The sequence below is a fragment of the Pseudomonas sp. EA_5y_Pfl2_R50 genome, from assembly GCF_963970475.1.
Lineage (GTDB): Bacteria > Pseudomonadota > Gammaproteobacteria > Pseudomonadales > Pseudomonadaceae > Aquipseudomonas.
On sequence record NZ_CAXAPT010000003.1, the window covers coordinates 334,201 to 358,523 of the forward strand.

A 24,323-nucleotide genomic window follows, 5' to 3' on the forward strand; every position below is an offset into this window, starting at 1 on the left:
CATTTGTTATGGGTTGGTTTGAAAATCGTGCTTTTACCAAATCTGCAGGCGTTATGACTTTAATTCTTGGTATCGACCCCGGTTCGCGTATCACCGGTTACGGGATTGTTCGCGATACCGGACGTGGTGGCTGCATTTATGTCGCTTCGGGCTGCATCCGTACCGGCGCGGGCGAGTTGCACGAACGTCTGCAGATCGTCTATCGCGGTGTGCGCGAAATCATCCAGACCTACGGCCCGGTGACCATGGGCATCGAAAAGGTCTTCATGGCAAAAAACGCCGACTCGGCGCTGAAGCTCGGTCAGGCCCGTGGCGCGGCCATCGTTGCCGGTGCCGAAGAGTGTCTGGAGATCGCCGAATACACGGCCACTCAAGTCAAGCAAGCCGTGGTCGGCACAGGCGCTGCGAATAAAGAGCAGGTGCAGATGATGGTCATGCACATGCTCAAGCTCACCGCCAAACCGCAAATCGATGCTTCGGACGCCCTCGCGATTGCCATTTGCCATGCGCACACTCGTTCCAGCCTGTTGCCGCATGGCTTGGGAACGGCACGCAGTCGTGGCGGGCGCCTGCGTCTCTGATAGCATCAGCATCAATTTTCCTGAAAGCGGTTTTTGCGTGCCTGGGTCGTCGGCCCGTAATCCGCCTTTCGACAGTCGCCAGCCCACGGCTGGCCAACGCTCAAGGATCTGAAACGTGATTGGACGCTTGCGCGGCACCCTGGCTGAGAAACAGCCGCCGCACCTGATTCTGGATGTAAACGGCCTCGGGTATGAGCTGGAAGTGCCCATGACCACCCTCTATCGTCTGCCGTCGGTCGGTGAACCGCTGACCCTGCATACCCATCTGGTCGTGCGCGAGGACGCGCAGTTACTCTATGGTTTTGCCGGCAAGCGTGAGCGAGACTTTTTTCGCGAGTTGATCCGTCTCAATGGTGTCGGGCCGAAATTGGCTCTGGCGCTGATGTCGAGTCTGGAAGTCGATGAGCTGATTCGCTGCGTGCAGTCCCAGGACACCTCGGCGCTGACCAAGGTGCCGGGCGTGGGCAAGAAAACCGCCGAGCGTTTACTGGTCGAGTTGAAGGATCGCTTCAAAGCCTGGGAGACCTCGCCGGCCATGTTTGCTCTGGTACCGAACCAGCCAGATGGCCCGGCGCCGGTCAACACCGCCGAAAACGATGCAGTCAGCGCGTTGATTTCCCTGGGTTACAAACCGCAAGAAGCGAGCAAGGCGATTTCCGCCATCAAGGACAAGAACCTGAGCAGTGAAGACATGATCCGCCGCGCCCTTAAGGGAATGATTTAAGTGATTGAAGCTGATCGTCTGATTGCCGCCGCGCACAGCCCGCGCGAGCGTGAAGAAGTCCAGGATCGGGCCATTCGCCCGGTCAGCCTGGCCGACTACATTGGCCAGCCGACTGTGCGCGAGCAGATGGAGCTGTTTATCCAGGCCGCCCGTGGCCGGAACGAATCCCTCGATCACACGCTGATCTTCGGCCCGCCGGGGTTGGGAAAAACCACGCTGGCCAACATCATCGCCCAGGAAATGGGCGTGTCGATCAAGAGTACGTCGGGGCCGGTGCTGGAACGTCCGGGTGATCTGGCTGCGTTGCTGACCAACCTCGAGCCGCACGACGTGCTGTTCATTGACGAAATTCATCGTCTGTCGCCGATCGTCGAAGAAGTGCTGTACCCGGCGATGGAGGATTTCCAGCTCGACATCATGATCGGCGAAGGGCCGGCCGCGCGCTCGATCAAACTCGATCTGCCGCCGTTTACCCTGGTGGGCGCAACCACTCGCGCAGGCATGCTGACCAATCCGTTGCGTGACCGCTTCGGTATCGTCCAGCGTCTTGAGTTTTACAACACTGCTGATCTGTCGACGATTGTCAGTCGTTCGGCGAATATCCTCGGCTTGCCGCTCGACCCGGAGGGCGCGTTTGAAGTGGCCCGTCGTGCCCGTGGTACCCCGCGGATCGCCAACCGCTTGCTGCGCCGGGTGCGCGATTTTGCTGAAGTACGAGCCAAGGGGCATATCACCAAGGCTGTGGCGGATCTGGCGTTGAACCTGCTGGACGTCGATGAGCACGGCTTCGATCATCAGGATCGGCGTCTGTTGTTGACCATGATCGAGAAGTTCGATGGTGGCCCGGTGGGGATCGACAGCCTCGCTGCCGCGATCAGCGAAGAGCGCCACACCATTGAAGATGTGCTGGAACCGTATCTGATCCAGCAGGGCTACATCATGCGCACACCGCGGGGCAGGGTAGTGACGCGTCATGCCTACCTGCACTTCGGTTTAAACATTCCGTCACGAATGGGCGAAATGCCCGTGGTAGACGAGTTTCTCGACGCCGTGGACGATTGATACACATTTTTTGTCGATTTATTCAGGGTTTGTACTGTCAGAGGACGGTACTTTTGCACAAAGCCCCTGAAACCATGAAAAACAGTTGCCTGGCCGGATTGGCAACCTGAGGAGTAAGCACTAGAGTATGCGCGCGCAAAACGGGCTTGAGCCTTTCGCACATCGTTGTCGCGTTTATTACGAGGACACCGATGCGGGCGGCATCGTGTATTACGTTAATTACCTCAAGTTTATGGAACGGGCTCGAACCGAGCGGCTTCGCGAACTGGGCTTTGCCCAATCGCAGCTGGCAGGGGAGGATCTGTTGTTCGTCGTGCATTCCAGCGAAGCGCGCTACCACGCGCCGGCGCGACTGGACGACGAATTGCTGGTAAGCGCTGATGTAATCGAATTGAACCGTGCCAGCCTGCGCTTTAAACAGCAGGTCAGGCGGGCTACGGATAATGCGCTGCTCTGTGAGGGGCAGTTTCTGGTGGCCTGTGTGCGCACTAACAGTTTGAAACCCCGGGCCCTTCCCGAAGACCTGCGTGCGGCCTTCGCCGACGCGGTCGGCCCGGGTACACACTCAAAGCAGGAGATAAAGCGTGGAAGCTAACGTCGTCGACCATTCCTCCATGTGGAGCCTGGTCAGCAATGCCAGCATCGTGGTGCAGTTGGTAATGTTGACCCTGGTGGCCGCATCGGTGACCTCATGGATCATGATCTTTCAGCGCAGCAACCTGCTGCGCGCCGGTCGACGCGCCCTGGAGAGCTTCGAGGAGCGCTTCTGGTCGGGTATCGACCTGTCCAAGCTGTACCGTCAGGCGGGCAGCAATCCTGATCCGGATTCGGGCGTGGAGCAGATCTTCCGTGCCGGTTTCAAGGAGTTTTCCCGTCTGCGTCAGCAGCCAGGCGTTGACCCTGAAGCCGTGATGGAAGGCGTGGCCCGTGCCATGCGCGTAGCCATCTCCCGCGAAGAAGAGAAACTGGAGCAGAGCCTGCCGTTCCTCGCCACTGTGGGTTCGGTCAGCCCGTACATCGGTCTGTTCGGTACCGTGTGGGGCATCATGAACTCCTTCCGTGGTCTGGCCAGTGCCCAGCAAGCGACCCTGGCCACCGTGGCCCCGGGTATCGCCGAAGCCCTGATCGCTACCGCGATTGGCCTGTTCGCCGCGATCCCTGCGGTTATCGCTTACAACCGTTTCTCTGCACGCAGCGAAACCTTGCTGAGCCGCTACTACACCTTCGCCGATGAATTCCAGGCGATCCTGCACCGCAAAGTGCACACCAGCGAAGAATAAGCAGGTAATTTCCAATGGCTTTAATCGCTCGAGCTCGCAAAAAGCGCAAGCCGGTCGCCGAGATGAACGTAGTGCCTTACATCGACGTGATGTTGGTACTGCTGGTCATCTTCATGGTGACCGCGCCGATGCTCAATCAGGGCGTGAAAGTTGATCTGCCCAAGGTTTCCAGCGAAGCCTTGCCGCAGGACAACAACACTCAGGTTCTGACCATTTCGATCAAGGCTGACAAGACCTACTACTGGAACCTTGGCAGCGAAGTCGATACCGAGAAGCAACAGGACAGGGCCATGACCCTGCCGCAAATGACCGACGCGGTGACCAAGATCATTCGTGCCGGCACGGAAGGCGGCAAGCGTACCCAGGTCTTCATCCGCGGTGACAAGACCGTCGACTATGGTTCCGTCATGGGCGCCATGGGCGGGTTGCAGAAAGCCGGGGTCGGTAATGTTGGTTTGATTACCGAGGCCCCCTGATGCAGCAACAGCGAGAGCCGTCCGCCTCGGAAAGCTACTTCTGGCCTAGTGTTCTGGCAATTGTCCTGCACGTGCTGGTGTTCGGCATGCTGTTCGTCAGTTTTGCCTTTACACCCGAGCTGCCGCCGGCCAAACCGATTGTCCAGGCGACCCTCTACCAACTGAAGTCGAAAAGTCAGGCAACCACCCAGACCAATCAGAAGATTGCGGGTGAGGCGAAGAAATCCGCCGCGCGCCAGACCGAAGTCGAGCAGATGGAGCAGAAGAAGGTCGAGCAGGAAGCGGTGAAGGCTGCGGAACAAAAGAAAGAAGAAGCGGCTCAAAAGGCCGAGGAAGCCAAGAAGGCCGATGAGGCGAAGAAAGCGGACGAAGCGAAGAAGGCTGATGAGGCCAAGAAAGCTGACGACGCCAAGAAAGCCGAAGCCAAGAAGGCTGAAGAGAAACAATTGGCTGATATAGCCAAGAAGAAGGCTGAGGAAGAGGCTAAAGAAGAGGCCAGGAAAGCGGCCGCTGAAGAAGCCAAGAAGAAGATCGTCGAAGACGCGAAAAAGAAAGCCGCCGAAGACGCCAAGAAAAAAGCTGAAGCTGACGAAGCGAAGAAGAAAATCGCTGAGGACGCGAAGAAGAAAGCTGCTGCCGATGCTGCGAAGAAGAAAGCGCAGGAAGCGGCACGTAAATCTACCGAAGACAAAAAGGCTCAGGCCCTGGCAGATTTGCTTTCCGACACGCCGCAGCGCCAGCAGGCCTTGGCCGATGAGCAGGGTGACGAAGTCGCGGGCAGTTTCGATGACCTGATTCGTGCGCGAGCAGCAGAAGGTTGGGCACGTCCTCCTTCGGCACGCAAAGGCATGACGGTTGTACTGCAGATCGGCATGTTGCCGGACGGTACGGTGACTTCGGTCAGCGTGGCCAAGTCCAGTGGTGACGGTCCGTTCGATGCTTCGGCAGTGGCAGCGGTGAAAAATATTGGACGTTTGACAGAAATGCAGGGAATGAAGCCGAGCGATTTCGCTCCGTATCGTTCATTCAAGATGACATTCACACCTGAGGATCTAGCCTTGTGAGAAACCTTCTTCGAGGAATGCTGGTCGTGATCTGCTGCATGGCAGGGATCGCGATGGCTGATGAAAAGAACATTCTGGTCACCAGCGGCAGCGACCGGGCCACTCCGATCGCCGTTGTACCGTTCGGCATGCAGGGCGGCGCCGTGCTGCCGGATGACATGGCCGAAATCATTGGTAACGATTTGCGCAACTCGGGCTATTACTCGCCGGTTCCAAAGCAGAACATGATTAGCCAGCCAAGCCAGGCCAGCGAAATCGTCTTCCGTGACTGGAAAGCGGTCGGTGCCCAATACATGGTGATCGGCAGCATCACCCCGGCCGGCGGCCGTCTGGCCGTGCACTGGGAACTGTACAATGTTGCCACTGAACAGAAAGTAACCGGCGGTGATGTGTCCGGGACTGTCGAGCAATTGCGCGACATGGCTCACTTCATCTCCGACTCGTCGTTCAAGCAACTGACCGGTATTGACGGTGCGTTCTCGACACGCCTGCTGTACGTGACAGCGGAGCGTTTCTCCGAGAAGAACACTCGCTACACCCTGCAGCGTTCGGACTATGACGGTGCTCGCGCCGTGACTCTGCTGCAGTCGCGCGAGCCGATCCTGTCGCCGCGTTTCGCACCGGACGGCAAGCGCATTGCCTATGTATCGTTCGAGCAGAAGCGTCCGCGCATCTTCATGCAGAACATCGACACCGGTCGCCGTGAGCAGATCACCAACTTCGAAGGCCTGAACGGCGCGCCAGCCTGGTCGCCGGACGGTACTCGCCTGGCGTTCGTGCTGTCCAAGGACGGTAACCCGGATATCTACGTGATGAACCTCGGTTCGCGCCAGATCACTCGTGTGACCGCAGGTCCAGGCATCAACACCGAACCGTACTGGGGCAAGGATGGTTCGACCATCTACTTCACCTCGGATCGCGGCGGCAAGCCTCAGATCTATAAAACCAGCGCCAGTGGCGGTGGTGCCGAGCGTGTGACGTTTGTGGGTAACTACAACGCCAACCCGAAACTTTCGGCAGATGAAAAGACTTTGGTGATGATCCATCGTCAGGATGGCTTCACCAATTTCAAGGTGGCAGCTCAGGATCTGCAGCGAGGTAGTGTAAAGATCCTCACTGATAGCACTCTGGACGAGTCGCCTACTGTTGCGCCCAACGGCACCATGGTAATCTACGCCACCCGCCAGCAGGGCCGGGGAGTCTTGATGCTCGTGTCCATTAATGGACGCGTTAGGCTCCCGCTTCCTACCGCTCAAGGCGAAGTCAGAGAACCGTCCTGGTCCCCTTACCTGAAGTGAGCGGGCGCTACACGTTTTACTTAACACACTGGGGTTCATTAGGAGTTTCACGATGGAAATGCTGAAGTTTGGTAAATTTGCTGCGCTGGCTCTGGCCATGGCTGTAGCTGTAGGTTGCTCGTCCAAAGGCGGCGACAACGCCGGTGAAGGCGCTGTTGATCCAAACGCTGGTTACGGCGCAAACACCGGTGCCGTTGACGGTTCCCTGAGCGAAGAAGCTGCTCTGCGCGCAATCACCACCTTCTACTTCGAATACGACAGCTCGGACCTGAAGCCAGAAGCCATGCGCGCTCTGGACGTTCACGCCAAAGACCTGAAAGCAAACGGCGCTCGCGTTGTTCTGGAAGGCAACACCGACGAACGTGGTACTCGTGAGTACAACATGGCACTGGGCGAGCGTCGTGCGAAAGCCGTTCAGCGCTACCTGGTACTGCAAGGTGTTTCCCCAGCTCAGCTGGAACTGGTTTCCTACGGCGAAGAGCGTCCAGTTGCTACCGGCAACGACGAGCAGTCCTGGGCTCAAAACCGTCGCGTCGAACTGCGTAAGTAATTCGATATGCGAACGTGCCGTCGTGCTGTAACTGTTCTGGCTCTCAGCCTCGCGCCGCTAGCGGCGTGGGCTGCGGTTCCTGTGGTCGATGACAACTCCGGTTATAACAATAGCGGGAGCAGTTATCCGCCTGCAGGTTACGGTACGAACGGCGCCTATGCCGGGGGAGCGGCTTCGGCCCCTGCCTCGGCACAAGGCATGCTGTTCAACCAATTGCAACAAATGCAGGATCAGATATCGCGCCAGCAAGGTGTGATTGAAGAGCTGCAGAATCAGGTTGCGCGCATGAAGCAGGAATCCCTGGAGCGCTACCAGGATCTTGATCGGCGCATAGGGTCCGGCGTTGCACCAGCCACGACTCCTGAGAATTCTTCTGCCGGTGGCGATGCAAATGCTGCTGCCGGTGCTGCTGGCGCCGGGGCTGCTGCCCAGGCCCCTGCTGCAAGCAGCGAACCGGGTGATCCGGCCAAGGAAAAGCTGTATTACGATGCCGCTTTCGATCTGATCAAAGCCAAGGATTTCGACAAGGCCAGCCTGGCTTTCGCCGCTTTCCTGCGCAAATACCCGAACAGCCAATACGCGGGCAACGCCCAGTACTGGTTGGGCGAAGTCAACCTGGCCAAAGGCGATCTGCAGGGTGCAGGTCAGGCTTTCGCCAAGGTTTCGCAGCTGTATCCCAAGCACGCCAAAGTGCCTGACTCGCTGTACAAGCTGGCTGACGTAGAGCGCCGCCTTGGTCATACCGACAAGGTCAAAGGCATTCTGCAACAGGTGGTGGCCCAATATCCTGGGACATCCGCCGCTCAGTTGGCCCAACGCGATCTGCAACGCATGTAGCGTGTTTGACCCGTTTAGAAGAAACCCGCGCTTGTCGCGGGTTTTTTCGTTAGAATTCACGCCCTTTTTCTGAAACACGCTTCTTGCGGTCTACGCGTTGGCGGGATTGCCTGAAGTGCCTGACGGAGGCGGACAGCCTGTTTAGCTGTTACGCCCGTGGCGACTATGCAAGACACATTGAGAATCACCGAAGTTTTCTACTCGTTGCAGGGGGAAACGCGGACTGCAGGGCTGCCTACTGTTTTTGTGCGCCTGACCGGTTGCCCGTTGCGTTGCCAATACTGCGACAGCGCCTATGCGTTCAGTGGCGGCACCGTCCGCACCCTCGACGATATCCTTGAGCAAGTGGCCGGCTTCCGTCCGCGCTACGTGTGTGTGACCGGCGGCGAGCCGCTGGCACAGCCGAACGCCATTCCTTTGCTTGAGCAGTTGTGTGATGCCGGTTATGAGGTCTCGCTGGAAACCAGCGGCGCCCTCGACGTCTCGGCTGTCGATCCGCGCGTCAGTCGCGTGGTCGATCTGAAAACGCCGGGTTCGAAAGAAGCCCATCGCAATCGTTACGAGAATATCGAGCTGCTGACCCCCAACGATCAGGTGAAATTTGTCATCTGTTCTCGGGAAGACTATGACTGGGCGGTTTCCAAGCTTATCCAGTACGGTCTTGACCGACGTGCGGGTGAAGTGTTGTTTTCCCCAAGTCATCATGACCTCAATGCCAGGGATCTGGCGGACTGGGTGGTGGCGGACAACCTGCCAGTGCGACTGCAACTGCAGTTGCATAAATATCTATGGAATGACGAGCCGGGGCGCTGAGATGACTGAACAACTGAAAACCACTGAAAAACGTGCGGTGATCCTGCTGTCGGGCGGCCTCGATTCGGCCACCGTCGTGGCGATAGCCCGCGCCGAAGGCTACGCCTGCTACACCATGAGTTTCGACTATGGTCAGCGCTCCCATGCTGAACTGCACGCCGCTGCTCGCGTTGCCCGCGATCTGGGTGTGGTCGAGCACAAGGTCATTGGACTGAACCTCAATGGCATGGGCGGCTCAGCCCTGACCGACACCAGCATCGATATTCCGCAAGTGTTGGGTGAGGGCATTCCGGTGACTTACGTACCGGCGCGCAACACCGTGTTCCTGTCGTTGGCGCTGGGTTGGGCAGAAGTGCTCGGCGCCCGTGACATCTTCATTGGTGTTAACGCGGTCGACTATTCCGGTTACCCGGATTGCCGCCCGGAGTTCATCGAGTCCTTCGAGCGCATGGCCAATCTGGCCACCAAAGCGGGCGTGGAAGGCAATGGCTTCCGCATTCAGGCGCCGCTGCAGAACCTGAGCAAGGCGCAGATCGTCCAGGCCGGCGTGAAGTTGGGGGTGGATTATGGCCTGACCGTTTCCTGCTATCAGGCCGACGACGACGGCCGCGCCTGCGGCAAATGCGACAGCTGCCGCCTGCGTGCAGAGGGCTTTGTGGCAGCCGGTGTAAGCGACCCAACACCTTATTTTTGATTTTTTTCAAAAAGGTGTTGAATAGTCCTTAAAAATCAGTATTATACGCGCCACCACACAGCGGGTCGTTAGCTCAGTTGGTAGAGCAGTTGGCTTTTAACCAATTGGTCGTAGGTTCGAATCCCACACGACCCACCATATTTGGCGGTTTAGAAAATCCGGAAGGCCCACGAAAGTGAGGATTTCCGGGTTTTTTTTTGCCTGCAATTTCACCTTGCAGTATTTCGCTACTGGCAGCGCTGACGCAGGTCAGAATCATCTTTTGTATCAACGGGATATTCTGTAGCCTTGCGCAGCTTCAATGCTGTCCGTGCCTGATAATACTCACTCTCCCGGCGGTACCCTCAAGCGGTCCGGAGCCGGGTGTATACTCGACTTTCGCGCGAACGCGCCTGCAGGTCTTGCGAACATGACGCAGATTTCCGAACGCCTTCTGGTTCAAGCCCACCTCGATGCCAAACAGCCCAAACCGCTGACCGCCGAGGAAGAGGCTTATTACCGTTCCGCCATCGCCGCCGAGCTCAAGGCTCAGGACGCGGTGCTGGTGGCCCACTTTTATTGCGATCCGGTGATTCAGGCTCTGGCCGAAGAAACCGGTGGCTGCGTGTCTGATTCTCTGGAAATGGCCCGCTTCGGCAATGCTCACCCGGCCAAGACCGTGGTGGTCGCCGGTGTGAAGTTCATGGGCGAGACCGCAAAAATTCTCAACCCGGAAAAGCGCGTGCTGATGCCGACCCTCGAAGCGACCTGCTCGCTGGACCTGGGTTGCCCGGTGGATGAGTTCTCGGCGTTCTGTGATCAGCATCCGGAACGCACGGTGGTGGTTTACGCCAACACCTCCGCTGCGGTTAAAGCGCGCGCTGACTGGGTTGTGACATCGAGTTGCGCGCTGGAGATCGTCGAGAGCCTGATGGATAACGGTGAGACGATCATCTGGGGGCCGGACAAGCACCTGGGCACCTACATTCAGCGCAAGACTGGCGCTGACATGCTGCTCTGGGACGGCGCTTGTATCGTCCACGAAGAGTTCAAGTCCAAACAACTTGAAGACATGAAGGCGTTGTATCCGGACGCCGCGATCCTCGTGCACCCGGAGTCGCCGACTTCGGTGATCGAGTTGGCTGATGCGGTGGGTTCCACCAGCCAATTGATCGCCGCAGCCCAGACGTTGCCGAACAAGACGCTGATCGTCGCCACGGATCGCGGTATTTTCTACAAGATGCAGCAGTTGTGCCCGGACAAGGTCTTTATCGAGGCGCCCACCGCCGGTAACGGCGCAGCATGCCGCAGTTGCGCACATTGCCCGTGGATGGCCATGAACACCCTTGAGCGCACGCTCAAGAGCTTGAAGGAAGGGACGAACGAGATCTTTGTTGACCCGGCGTTGATTCCGCAGGCGATCCGGCCGCTCAAGCGTATGCTGGATTTCACTCAGGCTGCGCGGATGAAGCTGGCCGGTAACGCCTGAATTCTGAAAAGCGCCACAAAACCTGTGGGAGCGAGCAGGCTCGCTCCCACAGTGTTTTTCAGAGTCTGGAAGTTATTTGGTCTTTTTCGGGATTCGGACGAGGCGGGTATCGGAATAGATGTCATGCCACGTGCGCTTCTGCTTGTCGTACAGCGACCAGAAGAAACCCAGCCCCACGCAAAGCCATGACGCAATCGACACCATAAAGCGCAGCAGCGCCTGCCACAGGCTGATCGCGCTGCCGTTGGCGTTTTGCACGCGAATGCCCCACACCTGCATGCCCAGCGTCTGCCCGCCATGGGTCCAGAACTTGGCGAAAAACGCGAACAGCACCACTAGCAGCACGGTGGAGTAGAGCGGGTCGCCGTCCAGTTGACCGGCATCGGTCATCACCCGCAGACGCTCTTCGCCAATGATTGCTGCCTGAATCATCTTGTAAACGAAGCCGGTGACGATCAGCAGTGCGGTGCACAGCAAGAAGTCATAGAACATCGCTGCCAGGCGGCGACCAAGACCAACGGGAGGAAAATCCCCTTGTGGCGTGAGCAGGTTTTTCGACATGGCAGCCTCTGGACGCAAATTGAAGCACCATTTTACGGATTCGCGCGCACAAAAAAGCCCCTGATATCAATATCAGGGGCTTTTTCGTAACAGAAAATCAGGCTTCTGCTTGTACTTCGTCAGCCTGCATGCCTTTTTGGCCTTGCACAGCAACGAAAGTCACTTTCTGGCCTTCTTTCAGGCTTTTGAAGCCGTTGCCCTGGATGGCGCGGAAATGCACGAACAGATCCGGACCGCTCTCAGGAGTGATAAAACCAAAACCTTTCTCGTCGTTAAACCACTTGACGGTACCGCTCTGACGTGTGGACATTTCTTATTTCCTTTGACGCAAAAAATTAATGACAGTCTCTTCCTCATGAAAGAGTACTGGGGCTGGTTGCAGGAGAGTAAGAAGACGTCGAACGGGATGTAGCTAACTTGTAGGCTACTGCCCAGGTCACGATTCCAAGCTGACCCATGCAAACACAGTGAACAAACTCTACGCCAACTACAGGAGAAAAAACAAGCCCTGTGAAGGCCCCGGTTTTGCTGCGCTTGCTGGCACTTAGTCCGGCCACTAGTGCAGGCTTATACGATTGCCTTGTTCAATTGTTTTCGAACGTTATAAGCAAAGTTCATATTCGAATCGGATGTTGGAAAATGCACTGTTTTATGGCGATTGCGTTACACATTAGTGCACGTATAACGCAATCGCGTTACTTATAGGAACAGTCAATCAACCGCGGTAGTAGCGTTGCGGAACAAATGGCATTTTGCTTACAAGCATTTGTACCTTTTTCCCACGCACGATGGCCCAAACTGGAGTGTCGAGGGTGACATAAGCGCTGTCGAGGTAACCCATTGCCAGTGGCCCGCCCAGGGTTGGACCAAATCCGCCGCTGCACACGCTGCCGATGATTTCTCCAGCATCGTTGACGATTTCTGCGCCTTCGCGCACCGGGGTACGTTCCTGGGGCAGCAGACCCACACGCTTGCGGGTAACGCCGTTGTGTTGCTGGGCGAAAATGTTCTCCGCGCCCGGGAAGCCTCCTGCGCGTGCGCCATCGGCACGGCGCGGTTTGGACATTGCCCAGAGCAGGCTCGCTTCAATCGGCGTGGTGTCGGTGTTCATGTCGTGGCCGTAGAGGCACAGACCGGCTTCCAGGCGCAGCGAGTCACGGGCGCCGAGGCCAATGGCCTGGACTTCCGGTTCGGCGAGCAAGGCGCGGGCGAGTTTCTCTGCGTCCGCCGCCGGTACCGAGATTTCGAAACCGTCCTCACCGGTATAACCTGAGCGGCTGACAAAGCAGTCCACACCCAGCAAATTGACCCGGGCGAATTGCATGAAGGTCATTTTCGCGACGTCGGGAGCCAGCCGCGCCAGCACGGTAACGGCCGCCGGACCTTGCAAGGCGAGCAAGGCACGCTCTTCGAACAGCGCTGTAATGGTGCACTGATCGCCAATGTATTTTTGCAGGTGGGCCAGGTCCTGATCCTTGCACGCGGCGTTGACCACCAGGAACAGTTCGTCATTGCCAAGGTTGGCGACCATCAAGTCATCGAGAATTCCGCCGTTGTCGTTGGTGAACATCGCATAGCGTTGCATGCCCACCGGCAGGTCGATGATGTCCACCGGCACCAGGGTTTCCAGAGACTTGGCAGCATTGGCGCCGCTCAGACGGATCTGACCCATGTGCGAGACATCGAACAGACCGGCCTGCTCACGGGTGTGCTGGTGTTCTTTCATCACGCCGAGCGGGTACTGCACCGGCATGTCGTAGCCGGCGAACGGCACCATGCGGGCGCCGAGTTCGATGTGCAAAGCGTGGAGCGGGGTTTTCGACAGTTGTTCGGTGGACATGCGTGGCTCCTTGAAAATGTGGTTTCAGGATCGGGGGCAAGATCAAAAGCCCCTCACCCCAGCCCTCTCCCGGAGGGAGAGGGAGCTAGTTACGTCCTTCTCCCGGCGGGAGAGGGGCTAAGTGCGTTCTTCTCCCGGAGGGAGGCGGAGTTGAACAAGATTCAGCATTCGATAATGTTGACCGCCAGACCGCCGCGGGCGGTCTCTTTGTATTTGCTTTTCATGTCGGCGCCGGTCTGGCGCATGGTGCGGATGACTTTGTCGAGGGAGACGAAATGCTGGCCGTCGCCACGCATGGCCATGCGCACCGCGTTGATCGCTTTCACCGAACCCATCGCGTTGCGCTCGATGCACGGCACCTGCACCAGCCCGCCAATCGGGTCGCAGGTAAGGCCCAGGTTGTGTTCCATGCCGATTTCCGCCGCGTTCTCGACTTGCTGAACGCTGCCGCCGAGCACTTCGCACAACGCCCCGGCGGCCATCGAACAGGCCACGCCGACTTCACCCTGACAACCGACTTCGGCGCCGGAGATCGAGGCGTTTTCCTTGTAGAGAATGCCGATGGCGGCTGCCGTCAGCAGAAAGCGCACGACACCATCGTCATTCGCGCCGGGGATGAACCGCATGTAGTAATGCAACACTGCCGGAATGATACCCGCCGCACCGTTGGTGGGCGCCGTGACCACGCGCCCGCCGTTGGCGTTTTCTTCGTTGACTGCCAGGGCGTACAAGTTGACCCAGTCAAGCACCGACAGCGGATCACGCAGCGCTGATTCCGGGTTCTTGCACAGTTGTCGATGCAAAGCGGCCGCGCGACGTTTGACCTTCAAGCCGCCCGGCAAAATGCCTTCGTTACGGCAACCGGCGGCGACGCAGTCCTGCATCACTTGCCAGATTTTCAGCAGGCCGGCGCGGGTTTCCGCCTCCGGGCGCCAGGCGCTTTCGTTGGTCAGCATCACCTGACTGATCGACAGGCCATAAGTGGCGCAATGACCGAGCAAGTCCTTGGCGCTTTTGAACGGGAAAGTCAGCGGCGTCGCGTCTTCGACGATGCGGTCGGCACCGGCGGCATCTTCATCGACGACAAAACCACCGCCGACCGAGTAATACTCGCGGCTGCGGATCTGCAGACCCGCCGCATCGAACGCGCGAAAGATCATGCCGTTGGGGTGATAGGCCAGCGGCTTGCGGATCATCGCCAGGTGTTCCTTCTCGTTGAACGCAATGCTGTGTTCACCGAGCAGGTTCAGGCGACCGCTGCCACGAATCCCTTGCAGGCGCGCAGCGACGGTTTCGGTGTCAACGGTGTCCGGGTGCTCGCCTTCGAGGCCAAGCAACACGGCTTTGTCGCTGCCGTGACCTTTGCCAGTGGCGCCGAGGGAGCCGTACAACTCGACGCGCACGCTTGTGGTGGCTGGCAGCAGGTTTTCACGTCGCAACCCTTCGACGAAGCGCGCAGCCGCGCGCATCGGCCCGACGGTATGGGAGCTGGAGGGACCGATGCCAATCTTGAACAGGTCGAACACGCTTAACGACATGAGTGGGGCTCCTGCGGAGCAGTTGTGAGCTTCAGGTTGCAAGCTACAAGTGAAAGCGGATCGGGTTTTTCCTTGCGGCTTCTATAAGGCCGCAGTGCATGCAGCGAGACACAAGCCGCGAGTAAAAAGCAGATCAGCCCTTACTTGCAGCTTGTAGCTCAAAGCTCGCCGCTGCTTTCCTTAAGCGTAGCTTTCGATCGACGGGCAGGCGCACACCAGGTTGCGGTCGCCAAACACGTTGTCGACGCGACCGACCGGCGGCCAGTATTTGCCTTCGATCAGCGACGCGACCGGGTACACGGCTTGCTCGCGGCTGTACGGGTGAGTCCACTCGCCAACCAGTTCCGCTGCCGTGTGCGGAGCGTTCTTCAGCGGGTTGTCGTCCTTGTCCAGCGTGCCGTTTTCCACCGCACGAATTTCTTCGCGGATGCGGATCATGGCGTCGCAGAAGCGATCCAGTTCTTCCTTGGACTCACTTTCGGTCGGCTCGATCATCAGCGTGCCGGCGACCGGGAACGACATGGTCGGCGCGTGGAAGCCGAAGTCGATCAGGCGCTTGGCGACGTCATCGACGCTGATGCCGCTGCTGTCTTTCAACGGACGCAGATCAAGGATGCACTCGTGCGCCACCAGGCCGTTGCTGCCGGTGTACAGCACGGGGTAGTGCTCTTCGAGGCGACGGGAAATGTAGTTGGCGTTGAGGATCGCCAACTGCGAAGCGCGCTTCAGGCCGGCGCCACCCATCATGCGAATGTACATCCAGGTGATCGGCAGAATGCTCGCGCTGCCGAATGGTGCTGCGCAGACTGCGCCTTCCTTGCGCTCCATCTGGCCGTGACCCGGCAGGAACGGCGTCAGGTGCGATTTCACGCCAATCGGGCCGACGCCCGGGCCGCCACCGCCGTGGGGGATGCAGAAGGTTTTGTGCAGGTTCAGGTGCGAGACGTCGCCGCCGAACTTGCCCGGCGCACAGAGGCCAACCATCGCGTTCATGTTGGCGCCGTCGATGTACACCTGGCCGCCGTTGTCATGAATGATCCCGCAGATTTCGCGGATGCCTTCTTCGAACACGCCGTGGGTCGACGGGTAAGTGATCATCAGCGCCGCGAGGTGTTCGCGGTGCTCGATGGCTTTGGCGCGCAGGTCTTCGATGTCAACGTTGCCGCGCGCGTCGCACGCGGTCACGACCACGCGCATGCCAGCCATGTTGGCGGTGGCCGGGTTGGTGCCGTGGGCGGACGACGGGATCAGGCAGATGTCGCGGCGCTCATCGCCACGGCTCTGATGATAAGCACGGATCGCCAAGAGGCCTGCGTATTCACCTTGCGAACCGGCGTTCGGTTGCAGCGAGATCGAATCGTAACCGGTGGCGGCGCATAGCATCGCTTCCAGTTCGTCGGTCAGTTGCTGATATCCGGCGCTTTGTGCGGCCGGGGCGAACGGGTGCAGGGCGCCGAACTCGGCCCAGGTCACCGGGATCATTTCGCTGGCGGCGTTGAGTTTCATGGTGCACGAGCCCAGCGGGATCATGGTGCGATCCAGTGCCAGGTCCTTGTCCGCCAGTTTGCGCAGGTAGCGCATCAGCTCGGTTTCCGAGTGATAACGGTTGAACACCGGGTGGCTGAGGATCGGCGACTGGCGAACCAGCGAGGCCGGGATGGTGCTTTGCACCGAAGCGGCCAGGGCAGCGAAGTCCGGCAGGGTCTTGCCGTCGGCGAACAGGCTCCACAGGGTTTCGATATCAGCCTGGGTGGTGGTTTCGTCGACCGACAGGCCCAGGCGCTGAGCGTCGATCACACGCAGGTTGATCTGCGCGGCGTGCGCCTTGTCGTGCAGCGCGGCGGTGTGCGCGCCGGTGGCGACAGTCAGGGTGTCGAAGAAACTGGCTTGTTCGACGTTAGCGCCCAGCGCGGTCAGGCCCTTGGCCAGAATCGCGGTCAGGTGATGCACGCGGTTGGCGATCTGGGTCAGGCCTTTCGGGCCGTGGTAGACGGCGTACATGCTGGCGATGTTGGCCAGCAGCACTTGCGCGGTACAGATGTTCGACGTGGCCTTCTCGCGGCGGATGTGTTGCTCGCGAGTCTGCATCGCCAGACGCAGTGCCGGTTTGCCGAAACGGTCAACCGAAACACCGACCAGACGGCCCGGCATGTCGCGCTTGAACGCATCTTTGGTGGAGAAGTAAGCCGCGTGCGGGCCCCCGAAGCCCAGCGGCACGCCAAAGCGTTGTGCCGAACCGATGGCGACGTCCGCACCGAATTCACCCGGGGCAGTCAGCAGGGTCAGGGCGAGCAGGTCAGCGGCCACGGCCACCAGTGCGTTGGCGGCGTGGAAGCGTTCGGTCAGTTCGCGGTAATCGAACACGTCGCCGTTGCTGGCCGGGTATTGCAGCAGCGCGCCGAAGAACGGCGTCACGTCAGTCAGTTCACGCTCGTCGCCCACAACGACTTCGATACCCAGCGGCTCGGCACGGGTGCGCAGTACGTCGAGGGTTTGCGGATGGCTGTGGATCGAGGCGAAGAATTGGTGGCTGCCCTTGTTTTTGCTCAGGCGTTTGCAGAAGGTCATGGCTTCGGCAGCGGCGGTGGCTTCGTCGAGCAGGGAGGCGTTGGCGATCGGCAGGCCGGTGAGGTCGCTGATCATGGTCTGGAAGTTCAGCAGCGCTTCGAGGCGGCCTTGGGAAATTTCTGGCTGGTAAGGGGTGTAAGCGGTGTACCAGGCCGGGTTTTCCAGCAGATTGCGCAGGATTGGCGACGGCGTGTGGCAGTTGTAGTAGCCCTGGCCGATGTAGGTTTTGAACAGCTGGTTCTTGCCGGCAATGGATTTGATCATCGCCAGGGCATCGGCTTCGCTGAGGCCGTCGTCCATGCCGAGCACGCTGGTGCCCTTGATGCTTTCCGGGATGACGCTGGCGCTCAGGGCTTCGAGCGAATCGAAGCCGAGGCTGTTGAGCATGGCTTGCTCGTCACCGGCGCGCGGACCGATGTGACGGGCGATGAATTCGTTGGCAGTGCCAAGGTTTACTTGAGTCATGTCGGTGTTCCTCAGGCTTCGGCTTGGGCTTTGATCAGACGGTCGTAGGCGTCCTGGTCGAGCAGTTTGGCCACGGCCGATGCGTCGGCAGGCTGGAAGCGGAAGAACCAGCCTTCGCCCAGCGGATCTTCGTTGACCAGTTCCGGTGCGTCTTCGAGCGCCGGGTTGACGGCCAGTACGTCGCCGTCGAGGGGCATGTACACGCCGCTGGCGGCTTTCACCGATTCCACGGTGGCGGCTTCGGCGCCTTTTTCGTAGGCCTGCAGCTCAGGCAGTTGCACGAACACCACGTCGCCCAAGGCGTTCTGCGCGAAAGCGGTGATGCCGACCGTAACGCTGCCGTCAGCTTCGGTGCGCAGCCATTCGTGATCTTCAGTAAAACGCAACTCGCTCATGGAAACTCCTCAGGGGGCCAGACTCGTCTGGTGGACGCGGTGGAATGGTCGGGCGCGAAGGCCCTTATTTATGAGGGGTTGATTAGCAAGAACGCGGCCAATGTTGTTTTATCGTTATAAATCAATGGTTTGAAAGGATTACGGGAAGAGGGTTCAGCTGCGCGTGTAGCGAAATCGCTACAGCAGGGCGCATTGAAAAAAGCTGAATGGGATCAAAGCCTTGCACAGCGGTGATCGGAGGAGGGTGTAGCGATATCGTTCCGCTGTAGCGCTTTCAGTACAGGTGGAGGTCGGTTTCGCGCGGATTCCGAATCTGCCGCATACCCCTGTGGGAGCGGGCTCGCTCGCGAAGGCGGTGGGTCAGTCAGCATTGATGCCGGCTGACACGACGCCTTCGCGAGCAAGCCCGCTCCCACATTTTTGATCGCGCTCGGCTCAGGGTTTGTTCGGGATGCCGTATTTGCGCAGGCGATGGGCGATGGCCGTGTGTGAGGTTTGCAGGCGGCTCGCCAGTTGGCGGGTCGAGGGGTAGCTGACGTAGAGTTTTTCCAGCAGGGTTCTCTCGAAGGACTCGACGGCTTGTTCGAGGCTGTCGACGTCGGTGTCGGTCTGCCGGGCGACTGAGGTGCCGGCGATGTCGAGGTCGCCGATATCCACCAGACTGCTTTCGCAAATCGCCGCCGCGCGAAAGATCACGTTCTGTAATTGCCGCACATTGCCCGGCCAGCGATTGCCCAGCAAGGCTGGGTAAGTCCCCGGCGCCAGACGACAGACCGGGCGCTGAATCTGCGCGCAAGCCTGCTGCATGAAATAGCGCGCCAGCAACAGGATGTCCTGTCCACGCTCGCGCAGCGGCGGCACTTCAACGTTGAGCACGTTGAGGCGGTAGAACAGGTCTTCGCGAAACAGGCCTTCGCTGACCATTTTTTCCAGATCGCGGTGGGTCGCGCTGAGGATGCGCACGTTGACCTTCACTTCACGATCACCGCCCACCCGGCGGAAACTGCCGTCATTCAAGAAACGCAGCAGTTTGGCCTGCAAGTACGGCGACATCTCGCCGATTTCATCGAGAAACACCGTGCCCTGGTTGGCCAGTTCCATCAGCCCCGGTTTGCCGCCGCGCGCCGCACCGGTGAAGGCGCCGGGGGCGTAGCCGAACAGCTCGCTTTCGGCGAGGTTTTCCGGCAGGGCGGCGCAGTTCAATGCCAGAAAGGGCGCGTTGTGCCGCGCACTGATGGCGTGGCAGGCGCGGGCGACCAGTTCCTTGCCGGTGCCGGTTTCGCCTTGGATCAGCAGCGGCGCATCGAGGGCCGCCACTCGTTGCGCACGGGCCTTGAGGGTGCGGATCGCCGGAGACTCGCCGAGTAGCGCATCGAAACCTTCAGCGTGGTCGTGGTGCAATGCCGAAAGTTGTTCGCCGATACGGTTCGGTTGATACAGGGTGAGCAGGGCGCCGGCATCGGTGATCGGCGTGGCGTCGAGCAACAGGGTCTGGCCGTTGACGGTAATTTCGCGCAGCGGCAAACGAAAACCATGTTCGAGCAACGTGTCGAGCAGGCCGGGATCGTTGAACAGTGCAGAGACGCTTTCACCGGCCGGTTCGCGACCGTACAACGCAATCAACGCCGGGTTGGCCAACAGCACCTTGCCGGCGCTGTCGAGGGCGAGCACCGGGTCAGTCATCGCCGCGAGCAACGCATCGAGCTGCAAGTGCCGGCGCTGGCCGGGGAGGATGTCGACCACCGTCACCGCTTCCACGCCGCGCACGCGAAACAGCGCATCCTTCAGCTCTTCGAGCACTTGCGGACTCAGGGTTGGCGCGTCGATGTAGACGTTCGGCGGGATCATCTCCACCGCATCCAGATTGAGATTGCGCCCACCGAGGATAGCCAGGACTTCCTGGGTGATGCCGACGCGGTCGATGAAGCTGACGTGGATACGCATGGGACGGTTCAGTGATCTGCAGAGCGGAGGGGGGCAAGTATGCCTTGGGCTTGGAGAGAGGTGAAAGCAAAAGCACCCTCACCCCAGCCCTCTCCCGGAGGGAGAGGGAGCCGATTGTGGAATGCTCACGAGGTACGCCGACTTGAACATACGCTTGTGAATCCACAATCGACTCGGTCTGTCAGGTCGATGTCTGCCGTCAGACACCTCACCCTGGCCCTCTCCCTCCGGGAGACGGCCAGGGTGAGGGGCTTTTGAGGGGTTACTCAAAATGCTCAAGATTGACCGGATCGCCGGATTTCATATCCAGTTGCTTGCGGATGTCTTCAAACATCATGTCGTAATGCTTGTGAACCGAACCGATCTGACTGTGCGTCTTGGGAATGCCGTACTTCTCGGCAATTTTCGTGACGTTGTTGGCAAAGTTGTAGGCCTCCTCTTTGGGCAGGAAGAAGGTCTCTTTCATGTCCTTGCCCTGAAGGTTGCCATGCATCGTGAACTGGATGCCTCTGCCTTTTTGAGGATCGGTGAACACCTCGTAGTCAAGGTGCACGTTGTAACTGACGTCGTCAGGGGTCAACGCGTGCCGCTCGATATGCAAATGACCGGGTTCGAATTGGGCCATGGGTTTCTCCTTTCAAGGCATGGGAGAAGGGCAGACCCCGGGCCTGCCCTCGCCGTTTCTTTTTATCGGTAACTGATACCGGGCTTCGCGGTGCTGACCCGTGTACCGGCGGTGCCCTGGACAATCGCTTCGATGTCCGCGAGCGAGCCGATTACCGCAACCTTGCCAGTATGGCGCGCAAATTCGCAGGCTGCCTGCACCTTCGGTCCCATGGAGCCAGCGGCGAAACCGAGGCGTTCGAGCTCATCCGGATGGGCTTCGGCGATGGCTTTCTGCGTCGGTTTGCCGTAATCGATGAACGCCGCGTTGACGTCGGTAGCGATCACCAGCAAGTCGGCTTCCAGTTGCTCGGCCAGCAGCGACGAGCACAGGTCCTTGTCGATCACCGCTTCGATGCCCTTGAGATTACGGTGCTCGTCATACATGGTCGGAATGCCGCCGCCGCCCGCGCAAATGACGATGCTGCCCTTGTCCAGCAGCCACTTGATCGGACGGATTTCGAAGATGCGCTTTGGCCGGGGACTGGCCACCACGCGGCGATACTTGTCGCCATCCGGGGCAATCGCCCAGCCTTTTTCAGCGGCGAGTTTTTCCGCCTCGGCCTTGTCGTAGACCGGACCGATCGGCTTGGTCGGATTCTTGAACGCCGGGTCGTTGGCGTCGACTTCAACCTGCGTCAGCAGGGTGGCGAATGGCACTTCGAAGTCGAGCAGGTTGCCCAGTTCCTGTTCGATGATGTAACCGATCATGCCTTCGGTTTCGGCACCGAGCACGTCCAGCGGGTAAGGAGTGACAGAGGTGTAGGCCGCCGCTTGCAGCGACAGCAGGCCGACTTGCGGGCCATTGCCGTGGGCGATGACCAGTTGGTTGCCGGAATGGATCTTGGCGATTTGCTCGGTGGCGATGCGGATGTTGGCGCGCTGATTGTCAGCGGTCATCGGCTCACCACGGCGGAGCAGGGCGTTACCGCCCAGAGCTACGACGATGCGCATGGTGCATGTCCTTCTAAAACCAGAGAAATGACAGACAACTCGACCTCCCTGTTGGAACCACAATCCCCTGTGGGAGCGAGCCTGCTCGCGAAGGCGTCAGATCAGTCGACATCTCTGTTGAATGACCCACCGCTTTCGCTGGCAGGCGAGCCCCCACCTTGGGTACCGGTTCCTTGAGTGGGAGCTATTTCAATTACAGATCAGCCAGGGTCGAGACCAGGATCGCCTTGATCGTGTGCATGCGGTTTTCCGCTTGCTCGAACGCGATGCAGGCAGGCGACTCGAACACGTCGTCGGTCACTTCGATGCCGTTGGCCAGATGCGGATACTGTTCGGCGATTTGCTTGCCGACTTTGGTATCGCTGTTGTGGAACGCCGGCAGGCAGTGCATGAACTTGGTGCGCGGGTTACCGGTGGCTTTCATCAGCTCGGCGTTGACCTGATACGGCAGCAGTTGCTGGATACGTTCGGCCCAGGCTTCCACCGGCTCGCCCATCGACACCCAGACGTCGGTGTGGATGAAATCGACGCCTTTGACCGCCGCTTTCGGGTCTTCGGTCAGGGTGATGCGCGCACCGCTTTCTTGCGCGTACTTGTTGCAGCGCTCGACCAGATCGTCATGCGGCCACAGGGCTTTCGGCGCGCAGATGCGCACGTCCATGCCGAGTTTGGCGCCGACCAGCAGCAGCGAGTTGCCCATGTTGTTGCGCGCATCGCCGAGGTAGGCGTAGCTGATTTCATGGATCGGCTTGTCGGCGTGCTCACGCATGGTCAGCACGTCGGCGATCATTTGCGTCGGGTGATATTCATCCGTCAGACCGTTGAACACCGGCACGCCGGCAAACTTGGCCAGCTCTTCGACGATTTCCTGTTTGAAACCACGGTATTCGATGGCGTCGTACATGCGCCCCAGCACGCGGGCGGTGTCTTTCATGCTTTCCTTGTGGCCGATCTGCGAAGAGTTCGGGTCGATGTAGGTGACGTTGGCACCTTGGTCATAGGCCGCCACTTCGAAGGCGCAACGGGTCCGGGTCGAGGTTTTTTCGAAGATCAGGGCGATGTTGTTGCCCTTCAGGTGTTGTTGCTCGGTGCCGGTGTATTTCGCGCGTTTCAGATCGCGGGACAGGTCGAGCAGATAGCGCAACTCACGTGGGGTGTGGTGTTCCAGGCTGAGCAGGTTACGGTTGTGGATGTTGAACGCCATGATGATTCTCCTTGGATTCGGTAATCGGCCCGGCCGCTACGAGGTGGGTGCGGCCGGGGGGATGGTCGTTTAGTAATCGATAGGGTCGCGGATGATCGGGCAGGTCATGCAGTGGCCACCGCCACGGCCTCGGCCCAGTTCACCGGCGCTGATGGTGATGACTTCCACGCCTGCCTTGCGCAGCAGGGTGTTGGTGTAGGTGTTGCGGTCGTAGCCGATGACCACGCCCGGCTCCACGGCCACCACGTTATTGCCGTCGTCCCATTGCTCGCGTTCAGCGGCGAAGCTGTTGCCGCCGGTTTCCACCACGCGCAATTTCGCCAGGTTGAGAGCCTTGGCGACGGTGTCGAGGAAGCTGCCTTCTTCGCGGCGGATGTCGATGCCGCCCTGTTTGCTTTCGTCTGGTCGCAGGGTGAAGGCAACGATCTGGTTCACCACCTCAGGGAAAATCGTCACCAGGTCGCGGTCGCAGAAGCTGAATACGGTGTCCAGGTGCATCGCCGCGCGGGACTTCGGCAGGCCGGCGACGATGACTTTTTCTACGGCTTTGTTCTTGAACAGGTTCAGCGCCAGTTGGCCGATGGCCTGACGGGACGAGCGTTCGCCCATGCCGATCAGCACCACGCCGTTGCCGATTGGCATCACATCGCCGCCCTCAAGGGTGGAGCTGCCGTGATCCTTGTCCGGGTCGCCGTACCAGATCTCGAATTCGGCGTTGGTGAACTGCGGATGGAATTTGTAGATGGCGGTCGTCAGCAGGGTTTCCTGACGGCGCGCCGGCCAGTACATCGGGTTCAGCGTCACGCCACCGTAGATCCAGCAGGTGGTGTCGCGGGTGAACTGGGTGTTCGGCAGCGGCGGCAGAATGAAGCTGGAATGGCCGAGGAAGTCGCGGAACATCTGGATGGTCTTGCCGCCGAAACTGTCCGGCAGATCATCGGCGGAGACGCCGCCAATCAGGAACTCGGCGATGTGCCGTGGTTCGAGGCTTTTCAGCCAGGATTTGACTTCGCTGACCAGGCCCAGGCCCACCGAGTCGGCGGTGACCTTGCGCTCCAGAATCCAGTCCAGCGCTTCGGGCATGGCAACGATGTCGGTCAGCAGGTTGTGCATTTCCAGCACATCAATGCCGCGCTCGCGCATCTTGGTGACGAAGTCGAAATGGTCGCGCTTGGCCTGGGCAACCCAGAGCACGTCATCGAACAACAGTTCATCGCAGTTGTTCGGGGTCAGCCGCTGATGGGCCAGACCTGGGGAGCAAACCATGACTTTGCGCAGTTTGCCGGCTTCGGAATGGACGCCGTACTTAACTTTTTCCGTGGTCATTGCAGTGATCCTCCAGAT

24 protein-coding genes and 1 tRNA gene are annotated in these 24,323 nt (G+C 59.3%); 14 read left to right on the top strand and 11 right to left on the bottom strand.

Features of this window, described 5'->3' with window-relative positions:
- Window positions 1-53 precede the first annotated feature (53 nt).
- The 14 genes from ruvC to nadA all read left to right on the top strand — a co-directional run bounded on the left by ruvC (window position 54) and on the right by nadA (window position 10,847).
- Window positions 54-581 carry a crossover junction endodeoxyribonuclease RuvC gene (ruvC, locus tag AACY19_RS07370; RefSeq protein WP_129395231.1) on the top strand — a complete coding sequence of 176 codons (528 nt, stop codon included), beginning with the start codon at window positions 54-56 and terminating at the stop codon, window positions 579-581.
- Between the two features lie 115 nt (window positions 582-696).
- The gene (gene ruvA, locus AACY19_RS07375; protein ID WP_123467207.1) at window positions 697-1,305 is read left to right on the top strand and encodes a Holliday junction branch migration protein RuvA; all 609 of its coding nucleotides are present in this window, start codon (window positions 697-699) and stop codon (window positions 1,303-1,305) included.
- Window positions 1,306-2,367, top strand: coding sequence for a Holliday junction branch migration DNA helicase RuvB (ruvB, locus tag AACY19_RS07380; RefSeq protein WP_064588910.1), 1,062 nt, complete (start codon window positions 1,306-1,308; stop codon window positions 2,365-2,367). It begins immediately after the preceding gene.
- 127 nt (window positions 2,368-2,494) lie between these two features.
- Entirely contained in the window at window positions 2,495-2,962 is a 468-nt protein-coding gene (gene ybgC, locus AACY19_RS07385) for a tol-pal system-associated acyl-CoA thioesterase (protein WP_339449406.1), read from the top strand.
- Window positions 2,952-3,647 (top strand): protein TolQ, encoded by a 696-nt coding sequence (tolQ, locus tag AACY19_RS07390; protein ID WP_007912733.1) that lies wholly within the window; start codon window positions 2,952-2,954, stop codon window positions 3,645-3,647. The genes ybgC and tolQ overlap by 11 nt, the downstream gene beginning before the upstream one ends.
- A 23-nt stretch (window positions 3,648-3,670) precedes the next feature.
- Window positions 3,671-4,123 carry a protein TolR gene (gene tolR, locus AACY19_RS07395; RefSeq protein ID WP_161806672.1) on the top strand — a complete coding sequence of 151 codons (453 nt, stop codon included), beginning with the start codon at window positions 3,671-3,673 and terminating at the stop codon, window positions 4,121-4,123.
- A complete protein-coding gene (gene tolA / locus AACY19_RS07400) occupies window positions 4,123-5,187 on the top strand; it encodes a cell envelope integrity protein TolA (RefSeq protein ID WP_339449408.1) in 1,065 nt (354 codons plus the stop codon). Before tolR ends, tolA begins: the two co-directional genes overlap by 1 nt.
- Complete coding sequence (gene tolB, locus AACY19_RS07405; protein ID WP_339449410.1) at window positions 5,184-6,485, top strand: Tol-Pal system beta propeller repeat protein TolB; 1,302 nt, start codon at window positions 5,184-5,186, stop codon at window positions 6,483-6,485. The genes tolA and tolB overlap by 4 nt, the downstream gene beginning before the upstream one ends.
- A 52-nt stretch (window positions 6,486-6,537) precedes the next feature.
- Window positions 6,538-7,035 (top strand): peptidoglycan-associated lipoprotein Pal, encoded by a 498-nt coding sequence (gene pal, locus AACY19_RS07410; protein ID WP_003178634.1) that lies wholly within the window; start codon window positions 6,538-6,540, stop codon window positions 7,033-7,035.
- A gap of 6 nt (window positions 7,036-7,041) precedes the next feature.
- Window positions 7,042-7,872: a tol-pal system protein YbgF gene (ybgF, locus tag AACY19_RS07415; protein ID WP_339449412.1), complete on the top strand. Its 831-nt coding sequence runs from the start codon at window positions 7,042-7,044 to the stop codon at window positions 7,870-7,872.
- Window positions 7,873-8,037: 165 nt separating this feature from the next.
- Window positions 8,038-8,685, top strand: a complete 648-nt coding sequence (gene queE / locus AACY19_RS07420; RefSeq protein WP_339449414.1) for a 7-carboxy-7-deazaguanine synthase QueE — start codon at window positions 8,038-8,040, stop codon at window positions 8,683-8,685.
- Between the two features lies 1 nt (window position 8,686).
- A complete protein-coding gene (gene queC / locus AACY19_RS07425) occupies window positions 8,687-9,379 on the top strand; it encodes a 7-cyano-7-deazaguanine synthase QueC (RefSeq protein ID WP_339449416.1) in 693 nt (230 codons plus the stop codon).
- A gap of 62 nt (window positions 9,380-9,441) precedes the next feature.
- Window positions 9,442-9,517 (top strand) — tRNA-Lys (locus tag AACY19_RS07430).
- 271 nt (window positions 9,518-9,788) lie between these two features.
- Entirely contained in the window at window positions 9,789-10,847 is a 1,059-nt protein-coding gene (gene nadA, locus AACY19_RS07435; protein WP_103303962.1) for a quinolinate synthase NadA, read from the top strand.
- 72 nt (window positions 10,848-10,919) lie between these two features.
- Here nadA and AACY19_RS07440 read toward each other — a convergent pair whose 3' ends face one another.
- The 11 genes from AACY19_RS07440 to arcA form a co-directional block, all read right to left on the bottom strand.
- On the bottom strand, window positions 10,920-11,408 hold the full coding sequence (locus tag AACY19_RS07440) for an RDD family protein (RefSeq protein ID WP_339449418.1): 489 nt from the start codon (window positions 11,406-11,408) through the stop codon (window positions 10,920-10,922).
- A gap of 97 nt (window positions 11,409-11,505) precedes the next feature.
- Window positions 11,506-11,718 carry a cold-shock protein gene (locus AACY19_RS07445; RefSeq protein WP_003227496.1) on the bottom strand — a complete coding sequence of 71 codons (213 nt, stop codon included), beginning with the start codon at window positions 11,716-11,718 and terminating at the stop codon, window positions 11,506-11,508.
- A gap of 405 nt (window positions 11,719-12,123) precedes the next feature.
- Window positions 12,124-13,248 carry a glycine cleavage system aminomethyltransferase GcvT gene (gene gcvT / locus AACY19_RS07450; RefSeq protein ID WP_339449420.1) on the bottom strand — a complete coding sequence of 375 codons (1,125 nt, stop codon included), beginning with the start codon at window positions 13,246-13,248 and terminating at the stop codon, window positions 12,124-12,126.
- A 161-nt stretch (window positions 13,249-13,409) separates the two neighbouring features.
- Complete coding sequence (locus AACY19_RS07455) at window positions 13,410-14,786, bottom strand: L-serine ammonia-lyase (RefSeq protein ID WP_339449422.1); 1,377 nt, start codon at window positions 14,784-14,786, stop codon at window positions 13,410-13,412.
- A 180-nt stretch (window positions 14,787-14,966) separates the two neighbouring features.
- Window positions 14,967-17,819 carry an aminomethyl-transferring glycine dehydrogenase gene (gene gcvP / locus AACY19_RS07460; RefSeq protein WP_339449424.1) on the bottom strand — a complete coding sequence of 951 codons (2,853 nt, stop codon included), beginning with the start codon at window positions 17,817-17,819 and terminating at the stop codon, window positions 14,967-14,969.
- Window positions 17,820-17,830: 11 nt separating this feature from the next.
- Window positions 17,831-18,214, bottom strand: coding sequence for a glycine cleavage system protein GcvH (gene gcvH, locus AACY19_RS07465; protein WP_095048205.1), 384 nt, complete (start codon window positions 18,212-18,214; stop codon window positions 17,831-17,833).
- Between the two features lie 435 nt (window positions 18,215-18,649).
- Window positions 18,650-20,158 (bottom strand): sigma-54-dependent transcriptional regulator, encoded by a 1,509-nt coding sequence (locus AACY19_RS07470; RefSeq protein WP_339449430.1) that lies wholly within the window; start codon window positions 20,156-20,158, stop codon window positions 18,650-18,652.
- A gap of 262 nt (window positions 20,159-20,420) precedes the next feature.
- Window positions 20,421-20,783 carry a DUF5064 family protein gene (locus tag AACY19_RS07475; RefSeq protein WP_042560624.1) on the bottom strand — a complete coding sequence of 121 codons (363 nt, stop codon included), beginning with the start codon at window positions 20,781-20,783 and terminating at the stop codon, window positions 20,421-20,423.
- Window positions 20,784-20,845: 62 nt separating this feature from the next.
- Entirely contained in the window at window positions 20,846-21,775 is a 930-nt protein-coding gene (gene arcC / locus AACY19_RS07480; protein ID WP_339449433.1) for a carbamate kinase, read from the bottom strand.
- Window positions 21,776-21,968: 193 nt separating this feature from the next.
- On the bottom strand, window positions 21,969-22,979 hold the full coding sequence (locus AACY19_RS07485; protein WP_339449435.1) for an ornithine carbamoyltransferase: 1,011 nt from the start codon (window positions 22,977-22,979) through the stop codon (window positions 21,969-21,971).
- A gap of 69 nt (window positions 22,980-23,048) precedes the next feature.
- Window positions 23,049-24,305 (bottom strand): arginine deiminase, encoded by a 1,257-nt coding sequence (gene arcA, locus AACY19_RS07490; RefSeq protein WP_339449437.1) that lies wholly within the window; start codon window positions 24,303-24,305, stop codon window positions 23,049-23,051.
- Window positions 24,306-24,323: the final 18 nt, after the last annotated feature.

Bases quoted from the DNA above. Each gene is read 5' to 3' on its own strand.
- ruvC (WP_129395231.1), top strand. From the start codon at position 54: ATGACTTTAATTCTTGGTATCGACCCCGGTTCGCGTATCACCGGTTAC.
- ybgC (WP_339449406.1), top strand. From the start codon at position 2,495: ATGCGCGCGCAAAACGGGCTTGAGCCTTTCGCACATCGTTGTCGCGTT.
- tolA (WP_339449408.1), top strand. From the start codon at position 4,123: ATGCAGCAACAGCGAGAGCCGTCCGCCTCGGAAAGCTACTTCTGGCCT.
- pal (WP_003178634.1), top strand. From the start codon at position 6,538: ATGGAAATGCTGAAGTTTGGTAAATTTGCTGCGCTGGCTCTGGCCATG.
- ybgF (WP_339449412.1), top strand. From the start codon at position 7,042: ATGCGAACGTGCCGTCGTGCTGTAACTGTTCTGGCTCTCAGCCTCGCG.
- queE (WP_339449414.1), top strand. From the start codon at position 8,038: ATGCAAGACACATTGAGAATCACCGAAGTTTTCTACTCGTTGCAGGGG.
- queC (WP_339449416.1), top strand. From the start codon at position 8,687: ATGACTGAACAACTGAAAACCACTGAAAAACGTGCGGTGATCCTGCTG.
- nadA (WP_103303962.1), top strand. From the start codon at position 9,789: ATGACGCAGATTTCCGAACGCCTTCTGGTTCAAGCCCACCTCGATGCC.
- AACY19_RS07440 (WP_339449418.1), bottom strand. From the start codon at position 11,408: ATGTCGAAAAACCTGCTCACGCCACAAGGGGATTTTCCTCCCGTTGGT.
- AACY19_RS07445 (WP_003227496.1), bottom strand. From the start codon at position 11,718: ATGTCCACACGTCAGAGCGGTACCGTCAAGTGGTTTAACGACGAGAAA.
- gcvT (WP_339449420.1), bottom strand. From the start codon at position 13,248: ATGTCCACCGAACAACTGTCGAAAACCCCGCTCCACGCTTTGCACATC.
- AACY19_RS07455 (WP_339449422.1), bottom strand. From the start codon at position 14,786: ATGTCGTTAAGCGTGTTCGACCTGTTCAAGATTGGCATCGGTCCCTCC.
- gcvP (WP_339449424.1), bottom strand. From the start codon at position 17,819: ATGACTCAAGTAAACCTTGGCACTGCCAACGAATTCATCGCCCGTCAC.
- gcvH (WP_095048205.1), bottom strand. From the start codon at position 18,214: ATGAGCGAGTTGCGTTTTACTGAAGATCACGAATGGCTGCGCACCGAA.
- AACY19_RS07470 (WP_339449430.1), bottom strand. From the start codon at position 20,158: ATGCGTATCCACGTCAGCTTCATCGACCGCGTCGGCATCACCCAGGAA.
- AACY19_RS07475 (WP_042560624.1), bottom strand. From the start codon at position 20,783: ATGGCCCAATTCGAACCCGGTCATTTGCATATCGAGCGGCACGCGTTG.
- arcC (WP_339449433.1), bottom strand. From the start codon at position 21,775: ATGCGCATCGTCGTAGCTCTGGGCGGTAACGCCCTGCTCCGCCGTGGT.
- AACY19_RS07485 (WP_339449435.1), bottom strand. From the start codon at position 22,979: ATGGCGTTCAACATCCACAACCGTAACCTGCTCAGCCTGGAACACCAC.
- arcA (WP_339449437.1), bottom strand. From the start codon at position 24,305: ATGACCACGGAAAAAGTTAAGTACGGCGTCCATTCCGAAGCCGGCAAA.